25 protein-coding genes are annotated in these 24,780 nt (G+C 59.2%); 5 read left to right on the forward strand and 20 right to left on the reverse strand.

Annotated elements, in window-relative coordinates; translation table 11 throughout:
• Positions 1–54: 54 nt before the first annotated feature.
• The 13 genes from ftsH to ruvC all read right to left on the reverse strand — a co-directional run bounded on the left by ftsH (position 55) and on the right by ruvC (position 11,686).
• Positions 55–1,971, reverse strand: a complete 1,917-nt coding sequence (gene ftsH, locus GOV87_RS04460; RefSeq protein ID WP_171121839.1) for an ATP-dependent zinc metalloprotease FtsH — start codon at positions 1,969–1,971, stop codon at positions 55–57.
• Positions 1,972–2,047: 76 nt separating this feature from the next.
• Positions 2,048–3,301 carry a tRNA lysidine(34) synthetase TilS gene (gene tilS / locus GOV87_RS04465; protein ID WP_171210961.1) on the reverse strand — a complete coding sequence of 418 codons (1,254 nt, stop codon included), beginning with the start codon at positions 3,299–3,301 and terminating at the stop codon, positions 2,048–2,050.
• On the reverse strand, positions 3,298–4,125 hold the full coding sequence (ybgF, locus tag GOV87_RS04470; protein WP_171121837.1) for a tol-pal system protein YbgF: 828 nt from the start codon (positions 4,123–4,125) through the stop codon (positions 3,298–3,300). Before ybgF ends, tilS begins: the two co-directional genes overlap by 4 nt.
• A 4-nt stretch (positions 4,126–4,129) precedes the next feature.
• Complete coding sequence (gene pal, locus GOV87_RS04475; RefSeq protein WP_171210962.1) at positions 4,130–4,639, reverse strand: peptidoglycan-associated lipoprotein Pal; 510 nt, start codon at positions 4,637–4,639, stop codon at positions 4,130–4,132.
• Between the two features lie 88 nt (positions 4,640–4,727).
• Positions 4,728–6,047, reverse strand: coding sequence for a Tol-Pal system beta propeller repeat protein TolB (tolB, locus tag GOV87_RS04480; protein ID WP_171121835.1), 1,320 nt, complete (start codon positions 6,045–6,047; stop codon positions 4,728–4,730).
• On the reverse strand, positions 6,044–7,138 hold the full coding sequence (locus tag GOV87_RS04485; protein WP_171210963.1) for an energy transducer TonB: 1,095 nt from the start codon (positions 7,136–7,138) through the stop codon (positions 6,044–6,046). The genes tolB and GOV87_RS04485 overlap by 4 nt, the downstream gene beginning before the upstream one ends.
• A 9-nt stretch (positions 7,139–7,147) precedes the next feature.
• Positions 7,148–7,624, reverse strand: a complete 477-nt coding sequence (gene tolR, locus GOV87_RS04490) for a protein TolR (protein WP_152457226.1) — start codon at positions 7,622–7,624, stop codon at positions 7,148–7,150.
• Position 7,625: 1 nt separating this feature from the next.
• A complete protein-coding gene (gene tolQ / locus GOV87_RS04495) occupies positions 7,626–8,321 on the reverse strand; it encodes a protein TolQ (RefSeq protein WP_171121833.1) in 696 nt (231 codons plus the stop codon).
• Positions 8,322–8,431: 110 nt separating this feature from the next.
• Positions 8,432–8,815: a tol-pal system-associated acyl-CoA thioesterase gene (gene ybgC / locus GOV87_RS04500; protein WP_171210965.1), complete on the reverse strand. Its 384-nt coding sequence runs from the start codon at positions 8,813–8,815 to the stop codon at positions 8,432–8,434.
• Complete coding sequence (locus GOV87_RS04505) at positions 8,812–9,435, reverse strand: hypothetical protein (protein ID WP_171210966.1); 624 nt, start codon at positions 9,433–9,435, stop codon at positions 8,812–8,814. Before GOV87_RS04505 ends, ybgC begins: the two co-directional genes overlap by 4 nt.
• A gap of 61 nt (positions 9,436–9,496) precedes the next feature.
• The gene (gene ruvB / locus GOV87_RS04510; RefSeq protein ID WP_170386244.1) at positions 9,497–10,516 is read right to left on the reverse strand and encodes a Holliday junction branch migration DNA helicase RuvB; all 1,020 of its coding nucleotides are present in this window, start codon (positions 10,514–10,516) and stop codon (positions 9,497–9,499) included.
• A gap of 4 nt (positions 10,517–10,520) precedes the next feature.
• Positions 10,521–11,192, reverse strand: a complete 672-nt coding sequence (gene ruvA, locus GOV87_RS04515; protein WP_171210967.1) for a Holliday junction branch migration protein RuvA — start codon at positions 11,190–11,192, stop codon at positions 10,521–10,523.
• On the reverse strand, positions 11,189–11,686 hold the full coding sequence (gene ruvC / locus GOV87_RS04520) for a crossover junction endodeoxyribonuclease RuvC (protein ID WP_171121828.1): 498 nt from the start codon (positions 11,684–11,686) through the stop codon (positions 11,189–11,191). Before ruvC ends, ruvA begins: the two co-directional genes overlap by 4 nt.
• 334 nt (positions 11,687–12,020) lie before the next feature.
• Between ruvC and GOV87_RS04525 the strand changes: the two genes are divergently transcribed.
• Positions 12,021–12,233: a DUF1127 domain-containing protein gene (locus GOV87_RS04525; RefSeq protein WP_171210968.1), complete on the forward strand. Its 213-nt coding sequence runs from the start codon at positions 12,021–12,023 to the stop codon at positions 12,231–12,233.
• 110 nt (positions 12,234–12,343) lie between these two features.
• Here the strand turns inward: GOV87_RS04525 and GOV87_RS04530 are convergent, their stop codons facing one another.
• From GOV87_RS04530 to GOV87_RS04545, 4 genes are all read right to left on the reverse strand, one after another.
• On the reverse strand, positions 12,344–12,700 hold the full coding sequence (locus GOV87_RS04530) for a hypothetical protein (protein ID WP_254447307.1): 357 nt from the start codon (positions 12,698–12,700) through the stop codon (positions 12,344–12,346).
• A 92-nt stretch (positions 12,701–12,792) separates the two neighbouring features.
• Positions 12,793–13,665, reverse strand: a complete 873-nt coding sequence (locus GOV87_RS04535; RefSeq protein ID WP_171125725.1) for a 50S ribosomal protein L11 methyltransferase — start codon at positions 13,663–13,665, stop codon at positions 12,793–12,795.
• A 64-nt stretch (positions 13,666–13,729) separates the two neighbouring features.
• Complete coding sequence (locus tag GOV87_RS04540; RefSeq protein ID WP_171210970.1) at positions 13,730–14,962, reverse strand: MFS transporter; 1,233 nt, start codon at positions 14,960–14,962, stop codon at positions 13,730–13,732.
• Between the two features lie 73 nt (positions 14,963–15,035).
• Entirely contained in the window at positions 15,036–17,261 is a 2,226-nt protein-coding gene (locus GOV87_RS04545) for a primosomal protein N' (protein WP_171211062.1), read from the reverse strand.
• Between the two features lie 59 nt (positions 17,262–17,320).
• Here GOV87_RS04545 and fsa point away from each other — a divergent pair, with 59 nt between their 5' ends.
• The 4 genes from fsa to GOV87_RS04565 all read left to right on the forward strand — a co-directional run bounded on the left by fsa (position 17,321) and on the right by GOV87_RS04565 (position 20,580).
• A complete protein-coding gene (gene fsa, locus GOV87_RS04550) occupies positions 17,321–17,974 on the forward strand; it encodes a fructose-6-phosphate aldolase (protein ID WP_170332816.1) in 654 nt (217 codons plus the stop codon).
• Positions 17,975–18,171: 197 nt separating this feature from the next.
• Complete coding sequence (locus GOV87_RS04555) at positions 18,172–18,879, forward strand: DUF484 family protein (protein WP_171121823.1); 708 nt, start codon at positions 18,172–18,174, stop codon at positions 18,877–18,879.
• Positions 18,876–19,796, forward strand: coding sequence for a tyrosine recombinase XerC (locus GOV87_RS04560; protein WP_171125727.1), 921 nt, complete (start codon positions 18,876–18,878; stop codon positions 19,794–19,796). The genes GOV87_RS04555 and GOV87_RS04560 overlap by 4 nt, the downstream gene beginning before the upstream one ends.
• A 70-nt stretch (positions 19,797–19,866) precedes the next feature.
• A complete protein-coding gene (locus GOV87_RS04565; RefSeq protein WP_171121821.1) occupies positions 19,867–20,580 on the forward strand; it encodes a phosphatidylcholine/phosphatidylserine synthase in 714 nt (237 codons plus the stop codon).
• Here the strand turns inward: GOV87_RS04565 and GOV87_RS04570 are convergent.
• The 3 genes from GOV87_RS04570 to ileS all read right to left on the reverse strand — a co-directional run bounded on the left by GOV87_RS04570 (position 20,565) and on the right by ileS (position 24,584).
• Positions 20,565–21,032 carry a hypothetical protein gene (locus tag GOV87_RS04570; RefSeq protein WP_170386204.1) on the reverse strand — a complete coding sequence of 156 codons (468 nt, stop codon included), beginning with the start codon at positions 21,030–21,032 and terminating at the stop codon, positions 20,565–20,567. The genes GOV87_RS04565 and GOV87_RS04570 overlap by 16 nt on opposite strands.
• Positions 21,033–21,107: 75 nt before the next feature.
• Positions 21,108–21,563, reverse strand: a complete 456-nt coding sequence (locus GOV87_RS04575) for a methylated-DNA--[protein]-cysteine S-methyltransferase (RefSeq protein ID WP_171210971.1) — start codon at positions 21,561–21,563, stop codon at positions 21,108–21,110.
• A gap of 117 nt (positions 21,564–21,680) precedes the next feature.
• Positions 21,681–24,584, reverse strand: a complete 2,904-nt coding sequence (gene ileS / locus GOV87_RS04580; RefSeq protein WP_171210972.1) for an isoleucine--tRNA ligase — start codon at positions 24,582–24,584, stop codon at positions 21,681–21,683.
• Positions 24,585–24,780 lie beyond the last annotated feature (196 nt).

Below are 24,780 nucleotides of genomic sequence, written 5' to 3' on the forward strand. Positions count from 1 at the left end.
GGCAGGTTTGCCGGAAAGAAAAGAAAAACCCGAGCCTTGGCTCGGGTTCTAGCGTTAAGTGGTCGGTTCCGGCTCCATGCCACCATCGGGAGGAGATTTCTTGACCTTGGTTTTCGGGATCGCCGTGACGCTTGGCGCACCGCCCTCATCCGGGCTGCCGCCTTCGTCGTCACCTTCGCTGGGCGATTCACCGTTCATAACGCGCTTGATCTCGTCGCCGGTCAGTGTCTCATATTCCAGCAGACCTTGCGCCAGACGTTCCCACGCCTCGTTCTTATCGGTGAGGATCTTGTGCGCACGCTCATATCCTTGCTGGATCAAGCGTTTCACCTCTTCTTCGATCAGCTCTTTTGTATGGGCCGAGACCGAGAAACCAGCGGTGTTGCCCTGATAGCCCTCATGCGCTTCAGCATAGTCGATATTGCCAACCTTGTCCGACATGCCCCAGCGCATAACCATGGCGCGCGCAAGCTGGCTGGCTTGCATGATGTCACCGGCGGGGCCGTTCGACACATGGTCTTCACCGTATTTGATGACTTCGGCAGCCTTACCCGCCATGGTCATGGCCAGCTTTTGCTCACATTCGTCCCGGTGATAGTTCAGGCGGTCCATTTCAGGCAAAGACACAACCATACCCAGCGCACCGCCGCGCGGAATAATCGTTGCCTTATAGACCGGGTCGCACAGCGGCAGCTCCAGACCAACCACTGCATGGCCGGCCTCGTGATAGGCTGTCTTTTCCTTCTGATCCTGAGTCAGCACCATGCTACGGCGCTCGGCCCCCATCATCACCTTGTCCTTGGCGTTCTCAAAGTCTTCCATGGTGACAAAGCGACGGCCTACACGCGCCGCCATCAGCGCGGCCTCGTTCACGAGGTTCGCCAAGTCCGCACCCGAGAAGCCCGGAGTACCGCGCGCGATGATGCGCAGGTCAACGTCAGGGCCCAGAGGCGTCTTGCGCGCATGCACACCCAAGATCTTCTCACGGCCTTTGATGTCGGGGTTGCCGACCGTCACGTTACGGTCAAACCGGCCCGGACGCAGCAACGCAGGGTCCAGAACGTCCTTACGGTTGGTCGCGGCCAGAATGATCACGCCTTCGTTGGCTTCGAACCCGTCCATTTCGACCAGCAACTGGTTGAGCGTTTGTTCGCGTTCGTCGTTGCCGCCGCCATAGCCGGCACCACGATGGCGACCCACGGCGTCGATCTCGTCAATGAACACGATACACGGCGCGTTTTTCTTGGCCTGTTCGAACATGTCGCGTACACGAGACGCACCCACACCCACAAACATCTCGACGAAGTCTGAGCCTGAGATGGTGAAAAAGGGCACGCCCGCCTCACCCGCAATAGCGCGGGCCAACAGCGTCTTACCAGTGCCCGGAGGACCAACCAGAAGCGCGCCTTTGGGGATTTTACCGCCCAGACGGCTGAATTTCTGCGGGTTGCGCAGGAATTCGACGATCTCTTCCAGCTCTTCCTTGGCCTCGTCAATGCCGGCCACGTCGTCAAAGGTCACACGCCCATGCTTTTCGGTCAGCATCTTGGCCTTGGACTTGCCAAAGCCCATCGCACCGCCTTTGCCGCCGCCTTGCATCCGGTTCATGAAATAGACCCAGACACCGATCAGAAGCAGGAATGGAAGAAGCGTGATCAGGAAGGACTGGAACCCGGACTGCTGCTGCTTTTCAGCGCGCACCGGAATATTTTCGTCGATCAACAGCTTAGTGACTTCGGCGTCACCCGGTTTGATCGTGACATAATTTGCGCCGCTTTGCGTGGTATAGCGAATCTGTTCACCATCCAGCGTCACATTCTTGACCTCGCCGCCTTCAACAGCGGTCACGAAATCGGAATAAGTTCTTTCATTGCTCTGAAGCGTTCCGCCTGGTCCGCTGAACAAATTGAACAGTGCAAGGATCAGCAGAAACAGAACGACCCAGAAGGCGATGTTACGAGCGTTGCCCAAGGAAAATCTCCCAAAAGATTTCGGCAGGTGGGGGTCTGCCGGGTTGCTCTATAAAATAGAGATGATTCAAGCAGGTTCAATGCGATAAAAACGAAGAATGAAAGTCGGACCTTTCCGCCGTCAATTCTGCCTGCCAACCGTTCGTAAAACCTGCCAAAGGCGCGGACAAAAGGGTTTCGCCGTCCCATGCTGCGGGTGATGATACCAGCACCTCGCGGGGTTTTCCAAGAGCTCTCCACTCTGACACTGAACGTAGGCCTGCGTCGCCCAATGGCGCAATCGTTGCATTGGGCGCAGAAGGGCCGGTCAAAACCCAACGGTCATCCCAGTCTTGTCCAATTTCGCAGCGCATTTCCTTCACGGCGTTTAGCTCTCTGCAAATCCACGTTTTATTGCCCTTTGGGATCAGAATGCAGCCCCCAATCGTGCCCGGTTTTGCAAGCTCAATCGCCTCGATTGCTTGTTCGGTGGCTGTGTGTCGTGGGGGATAGCCGGGTCCGGCAATCCACGCCAAACTGCCCAGCACCAACCGGCGCTGAACCTCAGCAGGCAAAGCCGCGAATCCGGCTTGGTCGCAGCACACGGCCCCCGTATCCGCAACAAGAACCTGCCGTGCCGAGTCTTGCGTATATAGCGCCAAAGCTTCATCCGCCCGCGCCAGATTTTGCGCAACACGTGTCAGAGACTGGGCCGAAATTCCCAAGCCCCCAAGCGATTTCAGCGCGTCCCGCGCCTTGATCCGGTCGAATCTCATGTCGTGATTCGATGGGTCTTCTATCCAGTCCACACCGATTTCCGTCAGATAGTCGCGCAACTGAAGGCGCGTAACGCCAAGCATCGGACGCAGGAAAGTCGCGCCGTTCCGCTTGATTGAATCAGCCATTCCAGACAAGCCCGTCACACCCGCGGCCCGCCCCAGACGCATCAGAATGGTTTCGGCTTGATCATCTGCAGTATGGCCCAGCGCAATCGCGCCCAAGTCGTTTCTGCGGGCCCAGTCCGCCAGCAACCCGTAACGCTCCTGTCGCGCGCGGTCCTGAAGGTTTCCCCGGCCATCCCAGTTGTTCCAGATCAGAGTTTCGTGCGGCACGCCAAGCGATTTTGCCTGCTGTGCCACCCAGTCCGCCTCTGTTGCCGACCCGGGGCGAAGTCCATGGTCAACCGTCGCAACAAACAACGCCACCTGCTTTTGCCCGGCGATATCCTTCAATAGATGCAGCAACGCGACCGAGTCGCCACCGCCCGACACCGCAATGCCCAAACGGGCTGGAAAATCTGCTCCCAGCCGCGCCCTGATCTCAGATAGCAAAATGTCTGAAATTTCGGTCAAGAACAGCCCAGCGAAGCCATTTCCTGCGTCGCAGCCGAGGCCGCAGCCGAACCCGGAAAACGCACGCCAACCTCGCTAAGAGTTATGCAGGCCTGATCAATCTGCTCCAACCGCCCCAGGGCCGCCCCCAGTTCGAACAGGGCTTCGGGCGCAAACGTGCCTTCGGAATCGCCCGTAAAGCTGGCCAGAAACGCGCGCGCAGCCTCGCGGGTGTCACCCAGCCCCTGCAACGCATGTCCACGCTTCAGGTGGGCCTCTGGTGCGAGGGGGCTTCCGGGGTAGGACGTTTCAAACAGCGCAAACTGATCGGCCGCCGCCTGAAAATTACCGTCGGCCAGAGATTGTGCAGCGGCGTCAAAATCAGCGCGTTCACCAATGGCAAGTTCGCCTTGTTCGGCGATCAGCGGTGTCTCTGTTGTCACGGTCGGAGCCGCTGCGGTGATCTCGGTGTCCCCGCCAAGGGTCGATGTTTCGCCCAGCGTACTCAGATCGCCGCCTTCAAGTTCAACCAGACGAAACTCAAGATCACCAATCCGGTTGGTACCGTCGGTGACAACATTCTGGACCCGTTGATTCAATTGCTCGGTCTGCCGCGTCAGGCGTTGCAATTCAGCCTCGATCGCGTCGACGCGTTCCAGAATTGAACTGCCAGACAGGTTTGGCGCGGGGGAGCCCGTTGTGGAAAACTCGCGCTTGAGGCGCTGAATTTCCACGTGCAGCACCGTTAGCTCTTGCCGGATATCGGCCAAAGTCTGCTGATCCTGCGCTTGTGCCACTCCGGCGGTCGCTACCACCGCGGCCAGAACCCATCCTGCAATTCTCATCGTCTTACCCCAAGGTTGAACCGGTCAGCACCGTCACCGCGCGGCGGTTCTTGGAATAGCAATCCTCGGTGCTGCAAATCTCGATCGGGCGTTCCTTGCCGAAGCTCACCGTCGTTAGGCGATTACCCGCAACACCCCGCGAAATCAGATACTCGCGGGCCGCGTTTGCGCGGCGCGCTCCAAGGGCAAGGTTGTATTCACGCGTGCCCTGTTCGTCCGCATGTCCTTCGATGGTTGCGACAAAATCGGGATTTGCCAAAAGCCAGTCCGCCTGCCCTTGCAGGACTGTTTGTGCCTGCGGTGTCAGCGTAGACTGGTCAACCGAGAACAGCACGCGGTCGCCCACGGTTTGCTGGAAATACGCCGGGGATCGCGGATCGCTTGGCGAGCCGGACGCGATGGCCCCGTTCGCGCCGCTGCCAAATCCACCGCCCAGTGCGGAAGGATCGTTGCTGGTACAGGCGGCCATCACACTCAGCGCGCCCAAAGCCAAAACTTTGCTCAATACGTTCATTTCAGGTGCCTCGTCATATTATCTGTTTATTGCCGTCTCTGTATCACAGTGCAGGTTTTTTGTGAACTTTTCCAACCCCCTGCCCTGATCAATTCTGCAATGGCCCCCATGACGGGTCACTTCCGCCATCTGGGGTCCGTACCGGGCGCAGATTCCGTCCCGAAATATCCACCGAGTACAGCGTCGCGCGACCACTTGCACCCTGTGTTTCGCGGGTAAACATGATGACCCGACCGTTGGGCGACCATGTCGGCCCCTCGTCAAGGAAGGACGAGGTCAGCAGGCGTTCTTCGCTGCCGTCAGTGCGCATAACACCGATATGAAAACGGCCCTTGTTCTGCTTAGTGAAGGCAACCAGATCCCCACGCGGCGACCAGACAGGTGTGCCATAGCGCCCCTGACCAAAGCTGATCCGCGTCGCTTCGCCACCATTGGCGGGCATGATATAAAGCTGCGGCGTACCCGAGCGGTCGCTTTCGAACACGATCTGTGACCCATCGGGCGAATAGCTGGGAGCGGTTTCGATGGCAGGTGTGTTCGTCAGTCGGACACTTTGCCCTGACGCCAGATCCATCTTCCACAGGTCCGTGTTGCCACCCTGAATCAGCGAATACACGATCGAGCGTCCATCGGGCGAGAAACGGGGCGAAAAGCTCATGGTGCCGCCCGGTGTATTCAGCTCGGTCCTGCGAACGCGGTCCACGTCCAGCACATAGATGCGTGGCTGGCCAGTTTCATAGCTGGTATAAAGCAGCCGGTCGCCCGTGGGCGAAAAGCGCGGGGCCAGAACGATGGCGGCGCTGTCGGTCAAGTACTGCACATTCGCGCCATCATAGTCCATGATCGCCAGCCGTTTCAGTCGCTGGTCCTTGGGTCCGCTCTCGGACACAAAGGCGACACGGCTATCAAAATAGGCGCCCTCACCAGTCACCCTGCTGTAAACCTGATCCGCCACCTTGTGCGCCATTCGCCGCCAGCCGTCGGTGGTGCCTGCAAACTGTAGGCCATTACCCAGTTCCTGACCCGAAAATACATCCCACACCCGAAACCGAACTGTCAGGCGATTGCCCGACACATTCACAGCGCCGGTTACCAGCGCCTCGGCGTTGATGGCCTTCCAGTCGGCAAACTGAACCGGGGCATCAAAACTGCTGACCCGGCTGATGAACGCATCCGATGAAATCTCACGGAACAGACCGGTTCCCGTCAAATCAGCAGCAACCACCCGCGAGATGTCCTGCGCGAATTGGGCCGCAGCCGCGTTGTCGGGGACAAAACTGGGCACGGCAAAGGGCAAGGGCTCGATGATCCCCTGATCCAGTTCCAGACGCAGCGGTCCGTTCTGGGCATATGCAGGCGCCGTCAGTATCGTCAGGCCCAGCAACAAGCTGGTCAGAAATCTCATCATTTGATCCGCATCCTCTCGGGATTGAATGTAATCTCAATATCCTGCCATTGCGCGTATTTGTCAGCAGGCAGGTCGTATCCTTTTGCCCCACAGCGCAGAATTGCGCGTCTGGCGGCCTCATATGCCTGGCTCGCAGACCCGGCAGACCCGCCGGAACTGTCGATCAGGCGTAAACTGCCGCCCACCACCTTACCATCCGGCGTCAGTGAAAACGCCACGACAACAACAGTCTGCAGCGCATCCGTTGACAAAGAGCCAACATTCCAGCACCGCGAAACGGCCAATCGCATCGCGTCCTTCTCGCCACTGGTCAATGGGGGGCCAGAGGGTTCGTTGCCTTGACCCAATGCCTCGGCCAGAGCGTCCTGAATGGCGCTTTCGTCGGCTGCCGGTGGCTCTGGCTCTTCGGTTTCAGCGACTTCGGTCTGTGCTGGCGGTGTTGGCCTTCTTGGACGGACCTGAGGGCGCGGGGACGACCGGGGCGCGTATTCCTTGGCCTCTTCAGCCTCGGTCACGATCTCATCCGTGGCTTCCTCCGGGGCGGTTTGATCTTGCTGCTCTTGCTGGATTTCTGCGCCTTCGTCCAGTGACACAGCCGGTGTTTCGATATCATCCGGAGCTGCTTCGGGCGGCGGTGGGGCAACCGGCTCGGGCGCGACCTTGTCCGCGGAGCGCGGCTGCGCCTCGGGGCCGGGCGGGACCGGCAATGCCGCAATTTCAGTGTCAGGCGGAGGGTCCAGCGCAGGGGGCTGTTCCACTTCAACAGGCTCAGGCAACGGCTCGACCGCCTCTGGCGCGGCGTCGGGTTCAGGTTCAACCGCCTCCGAAACTTCCGAAGTTGGCTGTTCCTCTTCCACAGGTTCCGGGGGGGCCGTGTTATCTTGCGGTTCTTCAGGCTGCTGTAAGGACGAGGGTGTCGGCACCTCGGGCGCTTCGCGTTGGGCGGTCATCGCCGCGAACTGCTCAGCCGAGATCACGGAAACATCCTGAACGGCCATAGGCAAAGGCTCGGACCGAAAGGTGCCGCCGAACAAGGCCCATCCGATCAGAGATACGTGGGCGATCGCCGAGATCTTGGTGCCGGTATCCACCGCGCGGCCTCACTCTCCACCTTCGTCCAGTGTCGGGCCGCCGGTATCCGTCACCAGCCCGACATTGGAAAAACCGCCCGCATTCAGCGCGCCCATGACCTGCATCACTTGCGCGTAAGGGATTGCACCATCTGCGCGCAAGAACACGCGGTCACTGCTCCGTTCTGCCGCGATCGCGCGCAGTTTACCAATCAACTCTTCGCGCAAGACATCCGTGGTCTGGATTTGTACCCGCCCGTCAGCCGTCAGCGTCACTGTTAGCGGTTCTTCGTTGTCACCGGGCAAAGCGCTGGCCGCAGTTTTGGGCAGATCAACCGGAACGCCAACAGTCAACAAAGGGGCAGCCACCATGAAGATGATCAGCAATACCAGCATGACGTCGACAAAGGGCGTCACGTTGATCTCGGCCATCGGCTGGGCGCGGCCCCGACGCCGCCCGCGCCGACGCCCGTTCCCCCCCGAGGATTGCTGAACCGCAGCCCCCATGTCAGCTATCCAATTGGCGCGACAGGATGGTCGCGAATTCGTCAGCGAACGCCTCGTACCCGCCGACGATCCGGTCACTATCGGCGCTGAGTTTGTTATAGAAAATAACCGCCGGGATCGCGGCCAACAGACCCAGACCCGTGGCCAGCAACGCCTCGGCAATACCGGGGGCAACAACGGCAAGGTTGGTGTTCTGCTGCTCGGCAATCTCGATAAAGGCGTTCATGATGCCCCAGACGGTGCCGAACAAACCGATAAACGGCGCTGTCGAGCCAACCGTCGCAAGGATCGGTAGCCCCTTTTGCAGCGTTTCAGCTTCTTTCGCGATCGCCACATCCATCGACCGGTCGATACGCGCAGTTGCCCCGGCAATCAGCCCTCCATCGGTGCGATGGGACCTGCGCCATTCGATCATGCCAGCCGCGAAAATCTTTTCCGAGCTTCCGTCCGGCTGCGTGCCAATCTGTTCGAACAGCTCATCCAGCGGATTGCCTGACCAGAAGGATTCATCAAAAACCTGCGCCTCGCGCCGAGCCGCCCGATAGTTGATGATTTTCTGGATAATGATGCCCCATGACCAGATAGATGCCCCGATCAACATCAGCATCACCAGTTTTACGACAAAGGTCGCGCGGGCATACAGCCCCCACATGGAGAAGTCGATCTCCTGCGCCAGCGCCAGCGTTTCAGCTTCCATGAACCTGCTCTTTGTTTTTGCCTGACGGCCGTTCTTTTGGCCTTGTTTTGCCAAACGCTAACGCAGTTGGTTATGAAAAGCCAACAGAACCACCCCTACCCCGCAAATTGTTACAACAATGCGCGAATCTCTGCCGGAAGCCGCACCGGCTTGCCCTGCGCATTCATGCAAACGGCGGTCACCGTGGCGCGAAAAACCTCGGTCTCATCCCGTTTTACGATCTGATCCATGGTCAGGCGCACGCCCGACACAGAAGCAACCGTGGTTTCGACGATCAGGTCGTCTTCAAACTTGGCTGGCGCCAGATAGTCCGCCTCGATCCTGCGGACGACCCAGACAATACCGTCATCGCGCATGGCGTTCTGGTCGTTGCCGAGTTTACGCACATAATCGGATCGCGCACGCTCGATGAACTTCAGGTAGTTTGCGTGATAAACGACACCGCCCATATCGGTGTCTTCGTAGAAAACCTGAACAGGATACACGTGTTTCATTGCGGCTGCTCCATCCTCGCAAACAATCGCAGAGCGTGAGATGGATCCTGTGCGACGCCCGGCAGGACCGGATCGTAGGCCGCACGGATCAGCCCGGCAATATCCGGCCGCAGGATCGTCGCGCCACCCGCAATCGCCAGCGGCGACGCACTGCGAAAAGCGGCGTCAGACCACAGCAAGATCGTCTGCACCACCTGACTTAGCGCCAAAGTTTCTGCCGGAACCTTGGACAGTTCCTTGTCCATCCGGAGAAACACAAACGCCGCCCTGATCGACCCGTCCTCTTCAAACCTGAAGATACGGTACTGATTGGCATCTGCCGCAACCAGCCGCTCGACCAACGGGGCCAGATCGGGCACCAAACGGTCCAGATCCGGAACCTCGAGCAATTCCTTCCAATCACGGAAGAAGAAGACCATGCAGTTTGCACCCATCTCCGGGTCGGTTTCGGCCATGTTGTGACCGGCAAGCGTGACGACCGCTTCAAACGCGCCTTTGACGGTCGCCAGCGTTTCGTCTTCCACGCCGAAAACAATGGGTACGATAGGGCGACCCCAGCGTGCAAACAGGAACTCGCCGCTTTCGCGGGTGAACAACGCTTGGATATCTTCGGGTGTCACGCGCAATCCTCGGTGGTCACAAAAGGGTCGTTCGAACCCTTAAAAGCTATGACGCCCAGCTTCAACCAAACAGATCGCTTTGCCCCTTGGGCGCCGCCATCCCAAGATGAGTCCACGCCTTCTGCGCCAGCATTCGACCACGAGGTGTGCGTTGGATCAAACCCTGTTGCAGCAGATAGGGTTCGATGACTTCCTCAAGCGAGTCGCGGCTTTCCGACAGCGCCGCGGACAGGGTTTCGATGCCAACGGGTCCACCTGCGTAATTCTCGGCAATCAGCGTCAGGTATCGCCGGTCCGCACCATCCAATCCAAGATTATCGACCCCCAGCCGGGTCAAGGCACCGTCGGCCAGATCACGCGTAATGTGACCGTCACCTTCGACAATGGCAAAGTCCACAACGCGCCGCAGCAACCGACCTGCAATACGCGGTGTTCCTCGTGACCTTCGGGCGATTTCCCGCGCGCCGTCGTCATCAGCAGGGGCGCCCAGTTTGCGAGCATTTCGGGTGACGATCTCGTGCAATTCATCCACTGTGTAGAACTGCAACCGCGTCGGAATACCAAACCTGTCACGCAGCGGTGTGGTCAGCAGGCCCATCCGTGTTGTCGCACCGACCAGGGTAAAGGGTTGAAGCTCGATCCGAACCGTGCGCGCCGCTGGGCCTTCGCCGATTACCAGATCCAGTTCGAAATCCTCCATCGCGGGGTACAGAACCTCTTCGACTGCCGGGTTCAGGCGGTGAATCTCGTCAATGAACAGCACATCGCGCGATTCCAGATTGGTCAGGATGGCCGCCAAATCACCCGCCTTGGCCAGCACGGGGCCAGAGGTCATGCGGAAATTCACCCCCAACTCGCGTGCCATGATCTGCGCCAGCGTCGTCTTCCCCAACCCCGGAGGGCCATGGAACAGCGTGTGGTCCATCGCCTCGCCCCGCTGCCGGGCCGACTGAATGAACACACGCAGGTTCGCGCGCGCCTCGGCCTGACCGATGAATTCATCCAACCCCTGCGGACGCAGGGCACGGTCGTTATCCTCGGGCAGAGGATCAGGGCGCAGGGTGGGATCGGCGTCTACCATTCACTCAGCCTTTCGGAGCCAGCAGTTTCAGCGCTGCACGGATCAGTTCCGCCTCGCCAGCTTCGGGCTGACTGGCTGCAGCTTCGGCCACAGCGGACGCGGCTTCGGACGGGCCGTACCCTAAGTTTGACAAAGCCGACAACGCACCGGCAGAGGCCGCGGCGTTACCCGATGCAGGTTTAACAACCCGTTTGGGCGCAGGTTCGACCGCCTCAACAACCTCAAGATCAGGGCCGTCCATCGCCTCCGTCACCGTACCGCCCATCGCCATCACACCGGGCGCTTTGTCCTTAAGGTCCAGAACGACGCGCTGCGCCGTCTTCGGGCCGACACCTTTGGCGGATTTGACTGCGCCCCAATCACCCAGCGCAATGGCCCGGCTGACGCCATCAGGCCCCAGCGCCGACAGGATAGCCAACGACACCTTGGCCCCGACCCCCTGAACCGAGCACAGCAGGCGATGCCATTCCTTCTCGACCAGCGACAGAAACCCGTAAAGCTGCATCAGGTCCTCGCGCACGACCATGTCAGTGTAGATCGACACCGCCTCGCCCACACCGGGCAGCGCCGCCATTGTTCGATCCGAGCAATAGACGATATACCCCACCCCGCGCACATCGATCAGAACGTGATCCGCCGCGCGGTAGTCCAAGCGCCCTGTCAGTTTACCGATCATGCCCGAACCTCTTTCATCCGCGCCTGTGGCGCTGCGCCGTAATATGAGTGACAGATCGCAATAGCCAGTGCATCCGCCGCATCCGCGCCTTTGGGTTCGCACCCCGGCAGTTGAAGTTTGACCATATGCAGAACTTGCTCTTTCTCGGCGTGGCCAACGCCCACCACCGTTTTCTTCACCCTGTTGGGCGCATATTCACCCACTGCAAGCCCAGCCTGCGCAAGGGTCAGCAAAGCCACCCCGCGCGCCTGACCCAGCTTAAGCGTGCCCGCACCGTCCTTGTTCACAAAGGTCTGTTCGATTGCCGCCTGTTCGGGCCGGTATTCCGCGATGACCTCGACAATCTGATTGTGCAAAGACAGCAGCCGTTCGCCCAGATCATCGCCATCTGACTTGCACAAACCATTGGCGACGTGGCTCAGGCGGCTGCCACGCGATTCGATGACGCCCCATCCCAGGGTCCTGAGCCCCGGATCAATGCCCAATATCCGCATCTTTTTGCCTCGGCCTGCTCGGGTTTTTATGCTCTTTCCCTTCGATTAGCACGAAGCGTGAACATTTTCCAAGCGAATTGACCGAAAGTCTAAAAACGACACTTGTGTTCCGGGGCCGACAAACCTGCCAGTTTGCGACGCCAAAGCGTCTGTTTTCGACACGGAAATTACCGGTTAATGGCCTTAAAATTAAGGATTTTTCATAATTCAATAGCCTTGCAAAAAACGCATAGGACACATGCAATTTCTGCGCTTGCGGAACCCGATCACCCTAACTAAATGCCGATCAGATCGAATGATCGAGACATGAAATTTAACCAGAAGGAAACAGGATATGGCTGCACTGGATACCACCCGCGTCACCACTGGCTCGTTCGGCCTTGCTGGCCGTATCGGCGCATTTTTTGCATCGGCAGTGACCGCCGTTGTCGAATGGAACGATGCCCGCGTTACTCGTAACGTGCTGAATCGTCTGACGAACCGCGAACTCGAAGACATTGGTCTTTGCCGGGGCGACATTGACGTCGTCGCGGAGGGTCGCCGGTAGGGATTAGCACAACCCTGCCACTCACTCGCCCCTTCCTCCTCCCTCGGGGGCAAAGAAAAACGCCGCGCATCTTTCAATGCGCGGCGTTTCTCGTCAAAGCGGACAAATGCTCAGTGCAGGAACTTGCCCAACTGAACAGAGAGACGTTCCGAGATGGGATCAACTTGCATCACCCAGGCACCAGCTTTTTCCACCGCTGTGCCTTCAGCCAAGCTATCGACCCGATATTGATAAGCAGACGCGCCCAAGCTGGTCAGCAGGAACGTCTTGAAGGCAAACAAGCCCACGAGACAAAGCAGCAGAACCTTTGCAGGCACGGCCGACTGCACGCGCTGAGGCCGCATCACGACAAGACCATCTTTACGCATGGTCGCGCGATAGCCGCGGCTAAGCTTGGCATGTTTTTTGCTCAGGCGATGAATGCGCTGATCAAATTCCAGTTGTTTTCCAGTCATGGCAGCCTCCAAAAACCGCCCCCAGGTTGCATCTTTTCAAGGTAGAAAGAGATTGCGCCAAAAAAGTGGCGAAAATCTAGAAAACTCCTGTAAATGGCCCGAATTTAGCCCTGTTTGCTTAAGATTAGCGTCGTCCACTCACCAAATTCCGAACGATTGGCCAGATTAAATCCGTTTTGGAGATAAACAGTAACAACGTCATCCGCCTGTTCGTTGAGGATTCCCGAAAGGATTGCATAGCCGCCGACGCGCAGATTCGCGGCGATTTCCGGCGACAGGGCGACCAACGGTCCTTTTAGAATATTCGCAAAAATCAAATCGTACGGCGCAAGGGAATTCAGATCGGGATGGTCGAAACCAGCCGCTTCGACACATTGAACCTGTCCGGCCATGCCATTTGCCTTCAGGTTGGCCTCGGCGACGTCTACGGCGACCTGATCAATATCGCTTGCGATGATTTGCCCGTCCCAAACCCGCGCGGCGGCCATGGCCAAGACTGCCGTACCACATCCGATATCCGCCACTTTGTCTGCCGAAAAACCATCGTCCAGCAGGTAGTCCAAAGCCTTGAGACAGCCCAGAGTGGTTCCGTGATGACCAGTGCCAAACGCCATTGCCGCCTCGATCAACAGCGGGATGCGGCCTTCGGGCAGCTTGTCTGCGTCGTGGCTTCCATAGACAAAGAAACGTCCGGCCTCGACGGGGGCCAATTCGCGGCGCACGTGGGCAACCCAATCGGTTTCAGGTAATTCTGACACCACGAACGGCTTGGCTTCGAACGCGGCGGCGAGCACGGCCAGTGCGGTTTCATCCGGGGTTTCGGTGAAGTAACCGCCGACTTCCCACAGGCCCGAACCGTCTTCGACCTCGAACACGCCGACGCCGGTGGGTTCTGGCACCAGACGCTCCATGGCTTCGCCCAAACCTTCGGCAGCTTTCTTTCCCGTCAGAGTGGTCAGCGCGGTGAATGTGGGCATCTTGGCCTCCTGTGTCAGTTGCCACAGCGCCTAGGGCGACAGGCCGCCAAGGTCAAGCGCCGGCTTATTCCGCCGGGGCCGGAGCGTATTTCGACAGGATCGTTTCGTTTCCGGGTTCCGGGTGGCGTGGGATCAACAATGACAACGCAAGCGAGATCATGGCCATCGCAGCCGCCAGCCCGAACACGGCACCGGGCGAGACAACCCACAACAGTCCCAGAAGCGCGGGCAGAAACACCGCCGCGATATGGTTGATCGTAAAGGCCACCGCAGCAGTGGGCGCAATGTCTGCCGGGTCTGCGATCTTTTGGAAATAGGTCTTCAACGCAAGCGCCAGAGCGAACAGAACATGGTCGATCACATAGAGGATCGCGGCCAGCACCACGCCCCACCCAAACCAGTAGATACCGCCATATGCCGCGAAAACGATGGCGAGGCCCGCATACTCAAAAATAAGCGTGCGGCGTTCGCCGAAAACCGACACCGCTTTGCCCAGCATCGGCGCGGCGGCCATGTTGATCATCAGGTTAATCAGATAAAGCCCGGTGAGTTCGTGAACTTCAAACCCGAACTTCTCAACCATCATGAAGCCTGCAAAGACAACAAATATCTGACGGCGGGCGCCCGCCATGAATTGCAGGGCATAATACAGCCAATAACGACGGCGCAGGATCAACTTCTTGGTTTGCGGAGTGGGTGCATCGAACTGCGGGTAAGCGAACAAACAGAACGCCGCCAACAATGCGGTTCCCCCCCCAGTGACCATGAAAACCATGTTGTAGGACAGCCCGAGCCGATCCCACGTCAGAACGATCAGCCCATAAACAACGGCTGTGGCCGCCGACCCCATTGCCACAAGCCAGCCCAGGATTTGCGGGGCGCGGTCCTTTGGCAGCCATTGCAGTTGCAGCGACTGGTTGACCGTTTCGTAATAATGAAACCCGATTGAGCTGAACAGCGTCACGAACAGCAACCCGCCAAGGCTGGGGAACCACGCTGTCACCGCGGTCGCAACACCCAACATGATCAATGAGATCATTGCCAGAACCTGCTCGCGGACGAAAATGATCACCGCAATCACCCCCACGGCCAGGAAGCCGGGGATTTCACGGACTGTGTGCAGCAGTCCGATATCCGCGCCGTCGAAATCGGCCACTTCGATGACGAAGTTGTTGAGCAGCGCGCTCCACCCGTTGAACGCGATGGGCATGGTCAGTGACATCATGAACAACAGGGTTATCGGGCGGCGCCAGAACGGAAGTTTCTGCGCCTCGGATAGCGGCATGGGTTTCAGCATAGGATCGCTCTACGCCCATTTTGAGCGTTTGGCGAGGGGGCAGATGCACAACCGACCTGCACGAATGCAGAAGTCAGTAAAAACTCTGGGGGTCGATGTCGACAGTCAGGCGGATATCCCCCTTTAGACGCAACGGCGCGATCCACCGGGCGATAGCATCCTGAATCGGCGCGCCCTTGGGCGCCTTGACCAGCAAGCGAATGCGATGCCGCCCCCTGATGCGCGCAATGGGGGCTGGTGCAGGGCCAAAGACCTGCGCGCCTATTGCGCGCAAAGGCGCATCGTTGCGCGCCATCGCGTTTCCGATGTCAAAGACCGGCCCAACCTCGGGGCCTGACAGCACAATGCCGGCCATGCGCCCATAGGGCGGGACACCTGCGGCCTGACGCCCAGCGGCCTCGGCCTTCCAGAACCCTTCCTCATCGCCCGACAGAATGGCGCGGATCACCGGGTGTTCGGGCTGGAACGTCTGCAACAGCGCCTGCCCTGGTTTATCCGCGCGCCCTGCACGTCCCGCCACCTGCCGCATCAGTTGGAACGTGCGCTCCGCCGCCCGCAGGTCGGCCCCATGTAATGAGAGGTCCGCATCAATCACCCCCACCAGCGTCAGCTTTGGAAAGTTGTGCCCCTTGGCCACCAGCTGCGTGCCGATGACAATATCCGCGTCGCCTTCCGCAATCTCCTCGATCTTCGCTTTCAGCGCGCGGGCCGAGCCGAACAGGTCGGAACTGAGCATGGCGATCTTGGCCTCAGGGAAGGTCGCCTCGGCCTCTTCCGCCAGACGTTCGATCCCCGGCCCGACCGGGGCCAGTTTGCCCTCAACCTGACACGAGGGGCACGTATCAGGCATTGGCTTCGTCTCACCGCATTGGTGGCACATCAGACGTTTGAGGAACCGGTGTTCGACCATCCGCGCATCGCAATGGTCACAGGCAATCTGCTCGCCACACGCACGGCACAGCGTCACCGGGGCATAGCCACGGCGGTTGATGAACAGCAACGACTGCTCGCTCCGTTCGATCCTCTGCCGCACCGCCTGCCGCAGCGACGGCGAAATCCATGTCCCCGGCTGCATCTGCTCGGCCCGCATATCGATGGGCTTCATCTCGGGCAGCACCGCCGATCCAAAGCGCGCTGTCAAATCCACCCGCTCATACTTCCCAGCCTCGGCATTGGCCCAGCTTTCCAGCGAGGGCGTCGCGCTGGCCAGAATCACCTGCGCGCCACAGATCGACGCACGAAGCACCGCCATGTCCCGCGCGCTGTAATGCACGCCATCTTCTTGTTTGTAGGACGTATCGTGTTCCTCATCGACCACCACCAGCCCCAGATCGCGGAACGGCAGGAACAAAGCCGAGCGTGCGCCAACGACCAATTGCGCCTCCCCCTGCCCAACCATCCGCCAAACACGGCGACGCTCGGTCATTGTCGCGCCCGAATGCCATTCCGCCGGGCGCGCTCCAAAACGCGCCTCAACCCGCATCAGGAATTCGGCTGTCAGAGCGATCTCGGGCAGCAGAACCAGCGCTTGTCGCCCCAAGCGCAACGCCTCAGCCACGGCTTCCAGATAGACCTCGGTCTTGCCTGAGCCGGTCACACCTTTCAGCAACGTGGTCCCATAATCCCCAGTTCGCTGCCCGGCCTGCAACCGCGTCACCGCCGCCGCCTGATCCCCGGTCAGTTGCTTGCCCGGCAGGTCAGGGTCCAAACGCGGATAGGGCAGATCACGCGGGCTGTCCTCCTCGCGCACAGCGCCTTGCTTGACCAGCCCTTTGACGACCGAGGATGTGACCCCCGCCTGCTCGGCCAGTTCCTTCAGGGTAAAAGCCAAGCCACCGTATTCCCGCAGCACCTCCAACACGCGGGACCGCGCATCGGTCATGCGGTCGGGCTCTGCACTTCCCAACCGATACACCTTGCGCATCGACGGCGGATCGCCTAGCCCCGGCGCGCGGGTTGCCAGCCGCAACATCGCGGGCATCGGCGTCAGCGTATAATCGGCCACCTTGCCCAGAAACAGCCGCATCTCTTCGCGCATCGGCGCAACCTCAAGCACCCGGATCACCGATCGCGCCTTGGCCAGATCAAAGCCCCCCTGCCCCGGTCCCCAGACCAAACCCAAAACCTTGCGCGGGCCTAGAGGCACTTCGACAAACGCTCCCAGAAAACACCCGCCCTCGGGCGCTTTGTAATCCAGCGTCCGGTCCAAGGGCTGCGTGGTCAGAACCGCCACCAGCTCACCATGGTCGAAATACTCCTGCGCGCTCACCGCATCTCCTCGGGTCGGGGGTTTCAGCATCGGTGTTATTGGGGTAAAGGCATCCGCGACCAAGGCCAACCCATCAAAGGACTGCCCTCATGAAATTCTTCGTAGACACAGCCGAGATTGACGCCATCGCCGAACTGAACGATCTGGGCATGGTGGACGGTGTGACCACCAACCCCTCGCTGATCCTGAAATCGGGCCGCGATATTCTGGAAGTCACCAAAGAGATCTGTGATCTGGTCGACGGCCCGGTATCCGCCGAAGTTGTCGCCACCGAGGCCGACGACATGATCGCAGAAGGCCGCAAGCTGGCCAAGATTGCCCCCAACATCGCCGTCAAGGTTCCCTTGACCTGGGCCGGCCTGAAAACCTGCAAAACCCTCAGCGACGAAGGCCAGATGGTCAACGTGACCCTCTGCTTTTCGGCCAATCAGGCGCTGCTGGCCGCCAAAGCAGGCGCAACCTTCATCTCGCCCTTCATTGGACGTCTGGACGATATCAACCTTGATGGCATGGACCTGATCGCGGATATCCGCCAGATCTATGACAATTACGGGTTTGAGACCGAAATCCTTGCTGCCTCGATCCGCACGGTGAACCACGTGACCGACAGCGCCCGCATCGGTGCCGACGTGATTACCGCGCCTCCGGGCGTGATCAAGAAGTTGGCGGATCACCCGCTGACCGACAAGGGCCTTGAAACATTCCTTGCTGACTGGGCTAAAACCGGTCAGAAAATCCTCTGATCCTTTGCGCGACCGCGCGGTGCCGACAGGCGCCGCGCCCGGCCCAACTGCCTTGGACCTGATCTTTGATCAGGACCCGGCAGGCGGGAGCTCTCTCCCCAAACACACGAAATCCGGTCACGTTGGCATTTTTCCCAAGGCAAATTCGCCAAGCCGTGTTATAACGCGGCAAAACATAAAAAACGACCGGACAGGACATGAGCAGTAACACCAAACTCAAGGACACTCTCCGCGAGGCGATTCTGGCCGAGCCTTACGCCGTGCTGGATGACAAGGACCTGATGCAGGCCCTCGTCGCCGCCAACGAGGAAGCGCGCGGAGACAACATCATCGACCTGCGCGGCATTGCCATGCAAAGGCTTGAGGCCCGACTGGACAGGCTTGAGGACACGCACAGGTCTGTCATCGCCGCAGCCTATGAGAATCTGGCAGGCACCAATCAGGTTCACCGCGCCATCCTGCGCCTTCTGGAGCCAGTGGATTTCGAGGATTTTCTCAAGGCGCTTGGCACCGAAGTCGCCGAGATATTGCGCGTTGATCGCATCACCTTGATTTTGGAAACCACCGTAGTCCAGCAAGACCCGGCAATCGAAAAGCTGGGGGGCGTTCTCACTGTCGTTGAACCCGGCTTTGTCGACAATTACCTAACCTTCGATCGCAGCGGCCCTGCCCGCGAAGTGGTCCTGCGTGAGATCATTCATCCCACGCACCGCATTTTTGGCGAACAAGCCGACCACCTACGCTCCGAGGCATGTCTGAGGCTGGATTTGGGCGAAGGCCGACTACCCGGCATGATCATCATGAGCGCCAAGGACCCAAACCATTTCTCGCCACAACTGGGCACCGATCTGCTGACCTTCTTCGCCGGTGTTTTTGAACGGTCCATGCGCAACTGGCTGTCATGAGCCTGATCTCTCCGGCCTGCCGCGACGCATTGCAGCACTGGCTGGAGGGTCTCGTGGCGCTCTCAGGGCGTTCAGAAAACACTCAGGCCGCCTATCGCAGCGACGTGACCGAATTCCTGTCCTTCATGACCCTGCACCATAATCAGCCTCAGGGGCTGACGGCACTGGCACGTATCAGTGTGTCGGACATGCGGGCCTGGATGGCGGATCAACGCGGTTCTGGTGTCGGCGCGCGATCTCTGGCACGAAAATTGTCGGCGGTAAAAAGCTTCTACCGTTGGCTGGCCGAGCGGGAAGGCTTCGAGCCGACCGCAGTCCTGTCAACCCGCGCGCCCAAATTCACCAAGAAACTCCCGCGCCCAGTCGCCGAAGACGCTGCGCGTGCCCTGATAGAAACGGTTGACCTGCAATCGACCAATGATTGGGTTTCGGCCCGCGACGTCGCCGTGGTGACATTGCTTTATGGCTGCGGGCTGCGGATATCCGAGGCGCTTTCACTAACCGGCGCAGATGCGCCCTTGCCGCAATCCCTGCGGATCGTCGGCAAAGGCAATAAGGAACGCATCGTCCCAGTCCTGCCCGCCGCCCGCGCCGCCGTTGATCGTTACCTGACGCTCTGCCCCCATCCGCGCGCCAAAGACAAGCCGCTGTTTCGTGGCGTGCGCGGCGGGGCACTGAACCCGCGCGCCATTCAGGCGGTCATGGCCAAGGCCCGCCAACAACTGGGCCTGCCCGCGACCGCTACCCCTCATGCGCTGCGCCACAGCTTCGCAACCCACCTGCTGTCAGCGGGCGGCGATCTCCGGGCAATACAGGAATTGCTGGGGCACGCCTCGTTATCGACCACACAGACCTACACGGCAGTTGACACCGCCCGGTTGATGGAAGTCTACGACCGCACGCATCCCAAAGCCTGACACAAATGCAATTTCAACAAATGGGGCGTTTTGCTTTGCATCTTCTCCACGCATCGTACATGACACGCGCATGACACTCAGATTCAAGGCTCTCTCCGTCCATCTGTTCACTGCGACCGGTGCCGTTTTCGCAATGTTGGCCATGTTGGCCGCCGTCGAAGAAAAATGGAGCCTGATGTATCTGTGGCTTGTGGTGTCCTTCATCGTCGATGGCATCGACGGCCCACTGGCACGTCACTACCACGTCAAGAAAAACGCCCCCGAGTTTGACGGCGTGCTGCTGGATTTGATCATCGACTACCTGACTTACGTATTCATCCCGGCCTTTGCCCTGTTCAAATCCGGTCTGATGGACGGCTGGACCGGCTGGTTCGCGATCATTGTCATAACCTTTGCCAGCGCCATGTATTTTGCAGATACGCGGATGAAGACCAAGGACAATTCGTTCTCCGGCTTCCCCGGCTGCTGGAACATGTTCGTCATCGTGATCTTCGCGCTCGAACCCAATTTCTGGGTCATCCTTCTCATGGTTTCGCTGCTGTCACTGGCCATGTTCCTGCCGCTCAAATTCGTACACCCCGTCAGGACCGAGCGCTGGCGCGGCGTGACCCTGCCAATGGCCTTTGCATGGACGTTTTTTGCCGGCTGGGCCGCATGGGTAGACTTCCACCCCGAAAGCTGGGCGCACTGGGGGCTGGTCGTAACAAGTTTATATCTGGTCTCAGCAGGCATTGCGCAGCAGGTGGTCCCGCCGCGCAGAAGTCGAGACTACAAGACTTCCTGAACCTCGAATTCAGTCCCGTTATGGGTGAACACATCGCCCTGCTGAAGCCCGGTCATTGCCAGATAAATCGGGCTTTGGGTCGAAATCCCCATATAAGTCTTGCCATCGACATCAAAACGAGTGGTTGAGACACACACCACGAAACGACGGTTGTTGAATTTGACAACAGCGCCGGGTTGCACCGTATCCGTCACGCTGAAATCGGTATTTTCGATCACATCAATCTTGGCATGATGGGCATGCACCGGCGCGTCAAAAGCCGCGGCCAAATCCGCATTCTCTCGCGATGCCGCAATATCATCCTTGTCGTGCCCTTCGCGGTCGTCCAACTGCGAATCTTTCAGAAACGCGTCATAATGCGCCTGCGCAGTCGCAAGCTCCTGCGCTTCCAGCGACATCAGGCGGTCGATAATTGCCTTCTTGCGGGCAGCCGAGTCTGATTGAGCAGTCATACCATTCGGTCCTTTGAATCTCTATCTGATACAAGTTGGGCCTCAAGCACCGGGATTGCAACAGAAATCCGTCCCTTAGATCAGCAAACCGGCGGCCCGTTCATGGCGCAGCAAAGCGACCTTGGTCTCAACTCCACCCTCACCTGAGAACCCACCAAGCCCGTTTGCCGCCAGCACACGATGACAGGGGATGATCACCGGAATCGGATTCGCACCGCAGGCTTGCCCAACCGGTTGAGGTGGTTGCCCCAACTCTTTCGCGATCTCGCCATAAGTTCTGGTCTCACCCAAGGGTATCGCAAACATCAGATCACAGACCTGCCGCTGGAACTCGGATCCCGCAATACGATAGGGCAGATCAAACCGCTCCAATCGCCCTTGATCATAAGCCTTCAGTTGCGCCGCTGCCTCCTTCAGCACTGGCGTCGCCTCGCCCGCGCTTCGCCCATTCCAAACCAGACGCGTAATCGCCCCGTCCGCCTCCTCGACCCCGAGGCATCCAAATTGAGTTTCAACAGCAATCATCGGCATAGCGAAATGCTGACAGCGTTTTGACAAAGGGCGCAACCCCAATCAGGTCGCGCCCCTTGCTTCTTCTGTTCAAAAATACTTCGGAGCGCGAGGCAGAGCCTCGCAAAATCCCGAAACTTATCCCAATGCCTCGTTACAGCGTCCGCACACGCCGTCATGCGCATGGCGCCCCACATCCGGCAGGATTTTCCAGCAGCGTTGGCATTTCTCGCCTTCAGCTTTTTCAAACACCACCGCAACACCTTCGATCTCTGGCACACGGAACGCCTCGGCCGGAGCCGGATCGCCGGTGACGGTCAGACCCGAGGTGATGCACAGATCATCCACATCGAACGTCGCCAGCAGATCACGCACCTCAGGGTCTTCAATATGCACGATCGGTGCAGCCTCAAGGCTGGACCCGATGACTTTCTCCTGACGCTGAATCTCCAGCGCGGCCGTCACAGCGCGGCGGACGCGGCGGATTTTGGCCATGCTGGATTCAAGATCAGCATCGCGCCAGTCGGCTGGCGTGTCAGGGAAGTCCACCAGGTGAACCGAGCTTTCATAGCCCGGGAACCGCTCCAGCCAGACCTCTTCCATGGTGAAGACCAGAACCGGGGCCAACCATGTAGTCAGACGGTGGAACAGGATGTCCAGCACAGTCCGGGCAGCGCGGCGGCGCAGGTTGTCGCCGTCGCAATAGAGCGCATCCTTGCGCACGTCGAAATAGAACGAGGACAGATCAACCGTGGCAAAGGTGAACACGGCGCTAAACACACCCTGGAAATCGAACGCGGCATAGCCTTTGCGCACCTGTTCATCCAGGTCGGCCAGACGGCTCAGAACCCAACGCTCCAGACGCGGCATGTCTTCGGGCGCGACCCGGTCGGCTTCGGTGAAATCCGCCAGCGATCCCAGCATAAAGCGCATCGTGTTGCGCAGACGGCGATAGCTGTCGGCGGTGCCTTTCAGGATTTCCGGCCCAATCCGTTGGTCGGCGGTATAGTCGGTCTGAGCCACCCACAGACGCAGGATATCGGCACCGTATTGCTTGATGACCTCTTCCGGCACGATGGTATTGCCCAGTGATTTAGACATCTTGTTGCCTTTGGCATCCAGCGTAAAGCCATGGGTCACCACGTTCCGGTAGGGCGCGCGGCCCTTGGTGCCGCAAGCCTGCAGCATGGACGAATGGAACCACCCGCGGTGTTGGTCGGTGCCTTCCATATAGACTTCAGCAATGCCGTCCTCGGTCCCGTCCTCACGATCGCGCAGAACGAAAGCGTGGGTCGAGCCACTATCGAACCACACGTCCAGCACGTCAAACACCTGATCATAGTCGTCGGGGTTGGCGATGCCGTCCAGCATCTGTTCCTTGAACCCGTCGGTATACCAAATATCCGCGCCATTTTCCTCGAACGCCGCTTTGATGCGCGCGTTCAGATCAGCATTGCGCAGCAGGTAATCGGCGTCGGTGGGCAGAGCGCCCTTCTTTGTGAAACACGTCAGCGGCACACCCCAGGCGCGCTGGCGGGACAGAACCCAATCCGGGCGCGCCTCGATCATCGAATACAGACGGTTGCGACCAGTCTGCGGCGTCCACTTCACCAGTTCGTCGATGGAGCGCAGGGCGCGTTCACGGATGGTATCCCCCATCTCGCCCATGCCGTCGTCCAGTTTGCGGTCGACGGATGCAAACCACTGCGGCGTGTTCCGATAGATGATCGGAGCTTTCGAGCGCCACGAATGCGGATAGCTGTGCTTGATCTTGCCCCGCGCCAGCAGCCCTCCGACCTCGACCAGCTTGTCGATGACCGCTTTGTTCGCGTCACCCTCGCCACCCTTGCGGGACAGGATGTATTTGCCGCCAAAGAACGGCAGATCGGCACGGAACGAGCCGTCATCCATTACGTTATACGTGATGACCTGCTCGAGCATGCCCAGATTGCGATAGAGCTCGAATTCTTCCATACCATGCGACGGCGCACAGTGAACGAAGCCGGTCCCTTCGGTATCGGTCACGAACTCAGCCGCACGGAAGTCACGGATGTCGTCCCATTCGCCATTGCCGCCCTCGGCACCAGCCAGCGGGTGGGTCAGTTGGACACCTTCCAGTTCATCGGTTGTCACATCGCGGACACGAGTCCACTGGTCGTCGTTCAGACGGGCGCGGCCTAGCACGTCGGCGGCCAGATTGTCGGCCAGCAGGAACTTGTCGCCCACAGCGGCCCAGCATTCCTCAGGCGCGCCGGTGACTTCGTAGAGGCCGTATGAGATGTCCTTGCCATAGACGACCGCCTTGTTCGACGGCATGGTCCAAGGGGTCGTGGTCCAGATCACGACAAACGCATCATCCAGATCGCCCGCATTCACGACCTTGAACTTCACCCAGATGGTGAAGCTTTCCTTGTCGTGATACTCGACCTCGGCCTCGGCCAAGGCAGTTTTCTCGATGGGCGACCACATCACGGGCTTGGACCCCTGATAGAGCGTGCCGTTCATCAGGAACTTCATGAACTCATCGGCGATCACGGCCTCGGCGTGATAGTCCATAGTGATATAGGGATCGGCCCAGTTGCCGGTGATGCCAAGACGCTTGAACTCGTCCCGCTGGATGTCGATCCAGCCCTCGGCGAACTTGCGGCATTCCTGACGGAAATCGACGACGTTCACCTCGTCCTTGTTCTTGCCCTTCTTGCGGTATTGTTCCTCGATCTTCCATTCGATGGGCAGGCCGTGGCAGTCCCAGCCGGGCACGTAACGCGCGTCGAACCCCATCATCTGATGGGACCGCACGATCATGTCCTTGATGGTCTTGTTCAGCGCGTGACCGATATGCAGGTGGCCGTTCGCATAGGGGGGGCCGTCGTGCAGGGTAAAGGGCGTGCGGCCCTGTTTTTCACGCAGGCGGTCGTAAACGCCGATCTTTTCCCAACGCTCCAACCATGCGGGTTCGCGCTTGGGTAGGCCCGCGCGCATGGGGAAATCGGTTTTGGGCAGGTTCAGCGTTTCTTTGTAATCAGGTGTTTCGGCGCACATTGGGGGCGTCCTTTGGATCATCTGGTCATCGTATGGATCGAAGCGGTCGGTGCGAGGTCTCAAACACCTTTGCCCGGCGTCTCAGGATATCAGAGCGCCGGGGATATAATTCGAATAATGATGGCCATCCGGTCATACATGGCCGCGCTTATAGGACGCCCGCTTCGGATGGTCCAGAGGTTCCGCCCCCTGCGGC

It is taken from the genome of Ruegeria sp. HKCCA5426, assembly GCF_013034585.1.
Classification (GTDB): domain Bacteria; phylum Pseudomonadota; class Alphaproteobacteria; order Rhodobacterales; family Rhodobacteraceae; genus Ruegeria.

What these genes read in the sequence shown, in the direction of transcription:
- GOV87_RS04545 (WP_171211062.1), bottom strand. Translation starts at nt 17,261, where the DNA reads ATGCTGAAACCCCCGACCCGAGGAGATGCGGTGAGCGCGCAGGAGTAT.
- tolQ (WP_171121833.1), bottom strand. Translation starts at nt 8,321, where the DNA reads ATGGAAGCTGAAACGCTGGCGCTGGCGCAGGAGATCGACTTCTCCATG.
- GOV87_RS04570 (WP_170386204.1), bottom strand. Translation starts at nt 21,032, where the DNA reads ATGACTGCTCAATCAGACTCGGCTGCCCGCAAGAAGGCAATTATCGAC.
- ileS (WP_171210972.1), bottom strand. Translation starts at nt 24,584, where the DNA reads ATGTGCGCCGAAACACCTGATTACAAAGAAACGCTGAACCTGCCCAAA.
- pal (WP_171210962.1), bottom strand. Translation starts at nt 4,639, where the DNA reads ATGAACGTATTGAGCAAAGTTTTGGCTTTGGGCGCGCTGAGTGTGATG.
- ruvB (WP_170386244.1), bottom strand. Translation starts at nt 10,516, where the DNA reads ATGGTAGACGCCGATCCCACCCTGCGCCCTGATCCTCTGCCCGAGGAT.
- GOV87_RS04555 (WP_171121823.1), top strand. Translation starts at nt 18,172, where the DNA reads ATGAGCAGTAACACCAAACTCAAGGACACTCTCCGCGAGGCGATTCTG.
- GOV87_RS04535 (WP_171125725.1), bottom strand. Translation starts at nt 13,665, where the DNA reads ATGCCCACATTCACCGCGCTGACCACTCTGACGGGAAAGAAAGCTGCC.
- GOV87_RS04560 (WP_171125727.1), top strand. Translation starts at nt 18,876, where the DNA reads ATGAGCCTGATCTCTCCGGCCTGCCGCGACGCATTGCAGCACTGGCTG.
- fsa (WP_170332816.1), top strand. Translation starts at nt 17,321, where the DNA reads ATGAAATTCTTCGTAGACACAGCCGAGATTGACGCCATCGCCGAACTG.
- ybgC (WP_171210965.1), bottom strand. Translation starts at nt 8,815, where the DNA reads ATGAAACACGTGTATCCTGTTCAGGTTTTCTACGAAGACACCGATATG.
- GOV87_RS04525 (WP_171210968.1), top strand. Translation starts at nt 12,021, where the DNA reads ATGGCTGCACTGGATACCACCCGCGTCACCACTGGCTCGTTCGGCCTT.
- GOV87_RS04565 (WP_171121821.1), top strand. Translation starts at nt 19,867, where the DNA reads ATGACACTCAGATTCAAGGCTCTCTCCGTCCATCTGTTCACTGCGACC.
- GOV87_RS04575 (WP_171210971.1), bottom strand. Translation starts at nt 21,563, where the DNA reads ATGCCGATGATTGCTGTTGAAACTCAATTTGGATGCCTCGGGGTCGAG.
- ruvC (WP_171121828.1), bottom strand. Translation starts at nt 11,686, where the DNA reads ATGCGGATATTGGGCATTGATCCGGGGCTCAGGACCCTGGGATGGGGC.
- ybgF (WP_171121837.1), bottom strand. Translation starts at nt 4,125, where the DNA reads ATGAGAATTGCAGGATGGGTTCTGGCCGCGGTGGTAGCGACCGCCGGA.
- tolR (WP_152457226.1), bottom strand. Translation starts at nt 7,624, where the DNA reads ATGGGGGCTGCGGTTCAGCAATCCTCGGGGGGGAACGGGCGTCGGCGC.
- tolB (WP_171121835.1), bottom strand. Translation starts at nt 6,047, where the DNA reads ATGATGAGATTTCTGACCAGCTTGTTGCTGGGCCTGACGATACTGACG.
- GOV87_RS04540 (WP_171210970.1), bottom strand. Translation starts at nt 14,962, where the DNA reads ATGCTGAAACCCATGCCGCTATCCGAGGCGCAGAAACTTCCGTTCTGG.
- ruvA (WP_171210967.1), bottom strand. Translation starts at nt 11,192, where the DNA reads ATGATCGGTAAACTGACAGGGCGCTTGGACTACCGCGCGGCGGATCAC.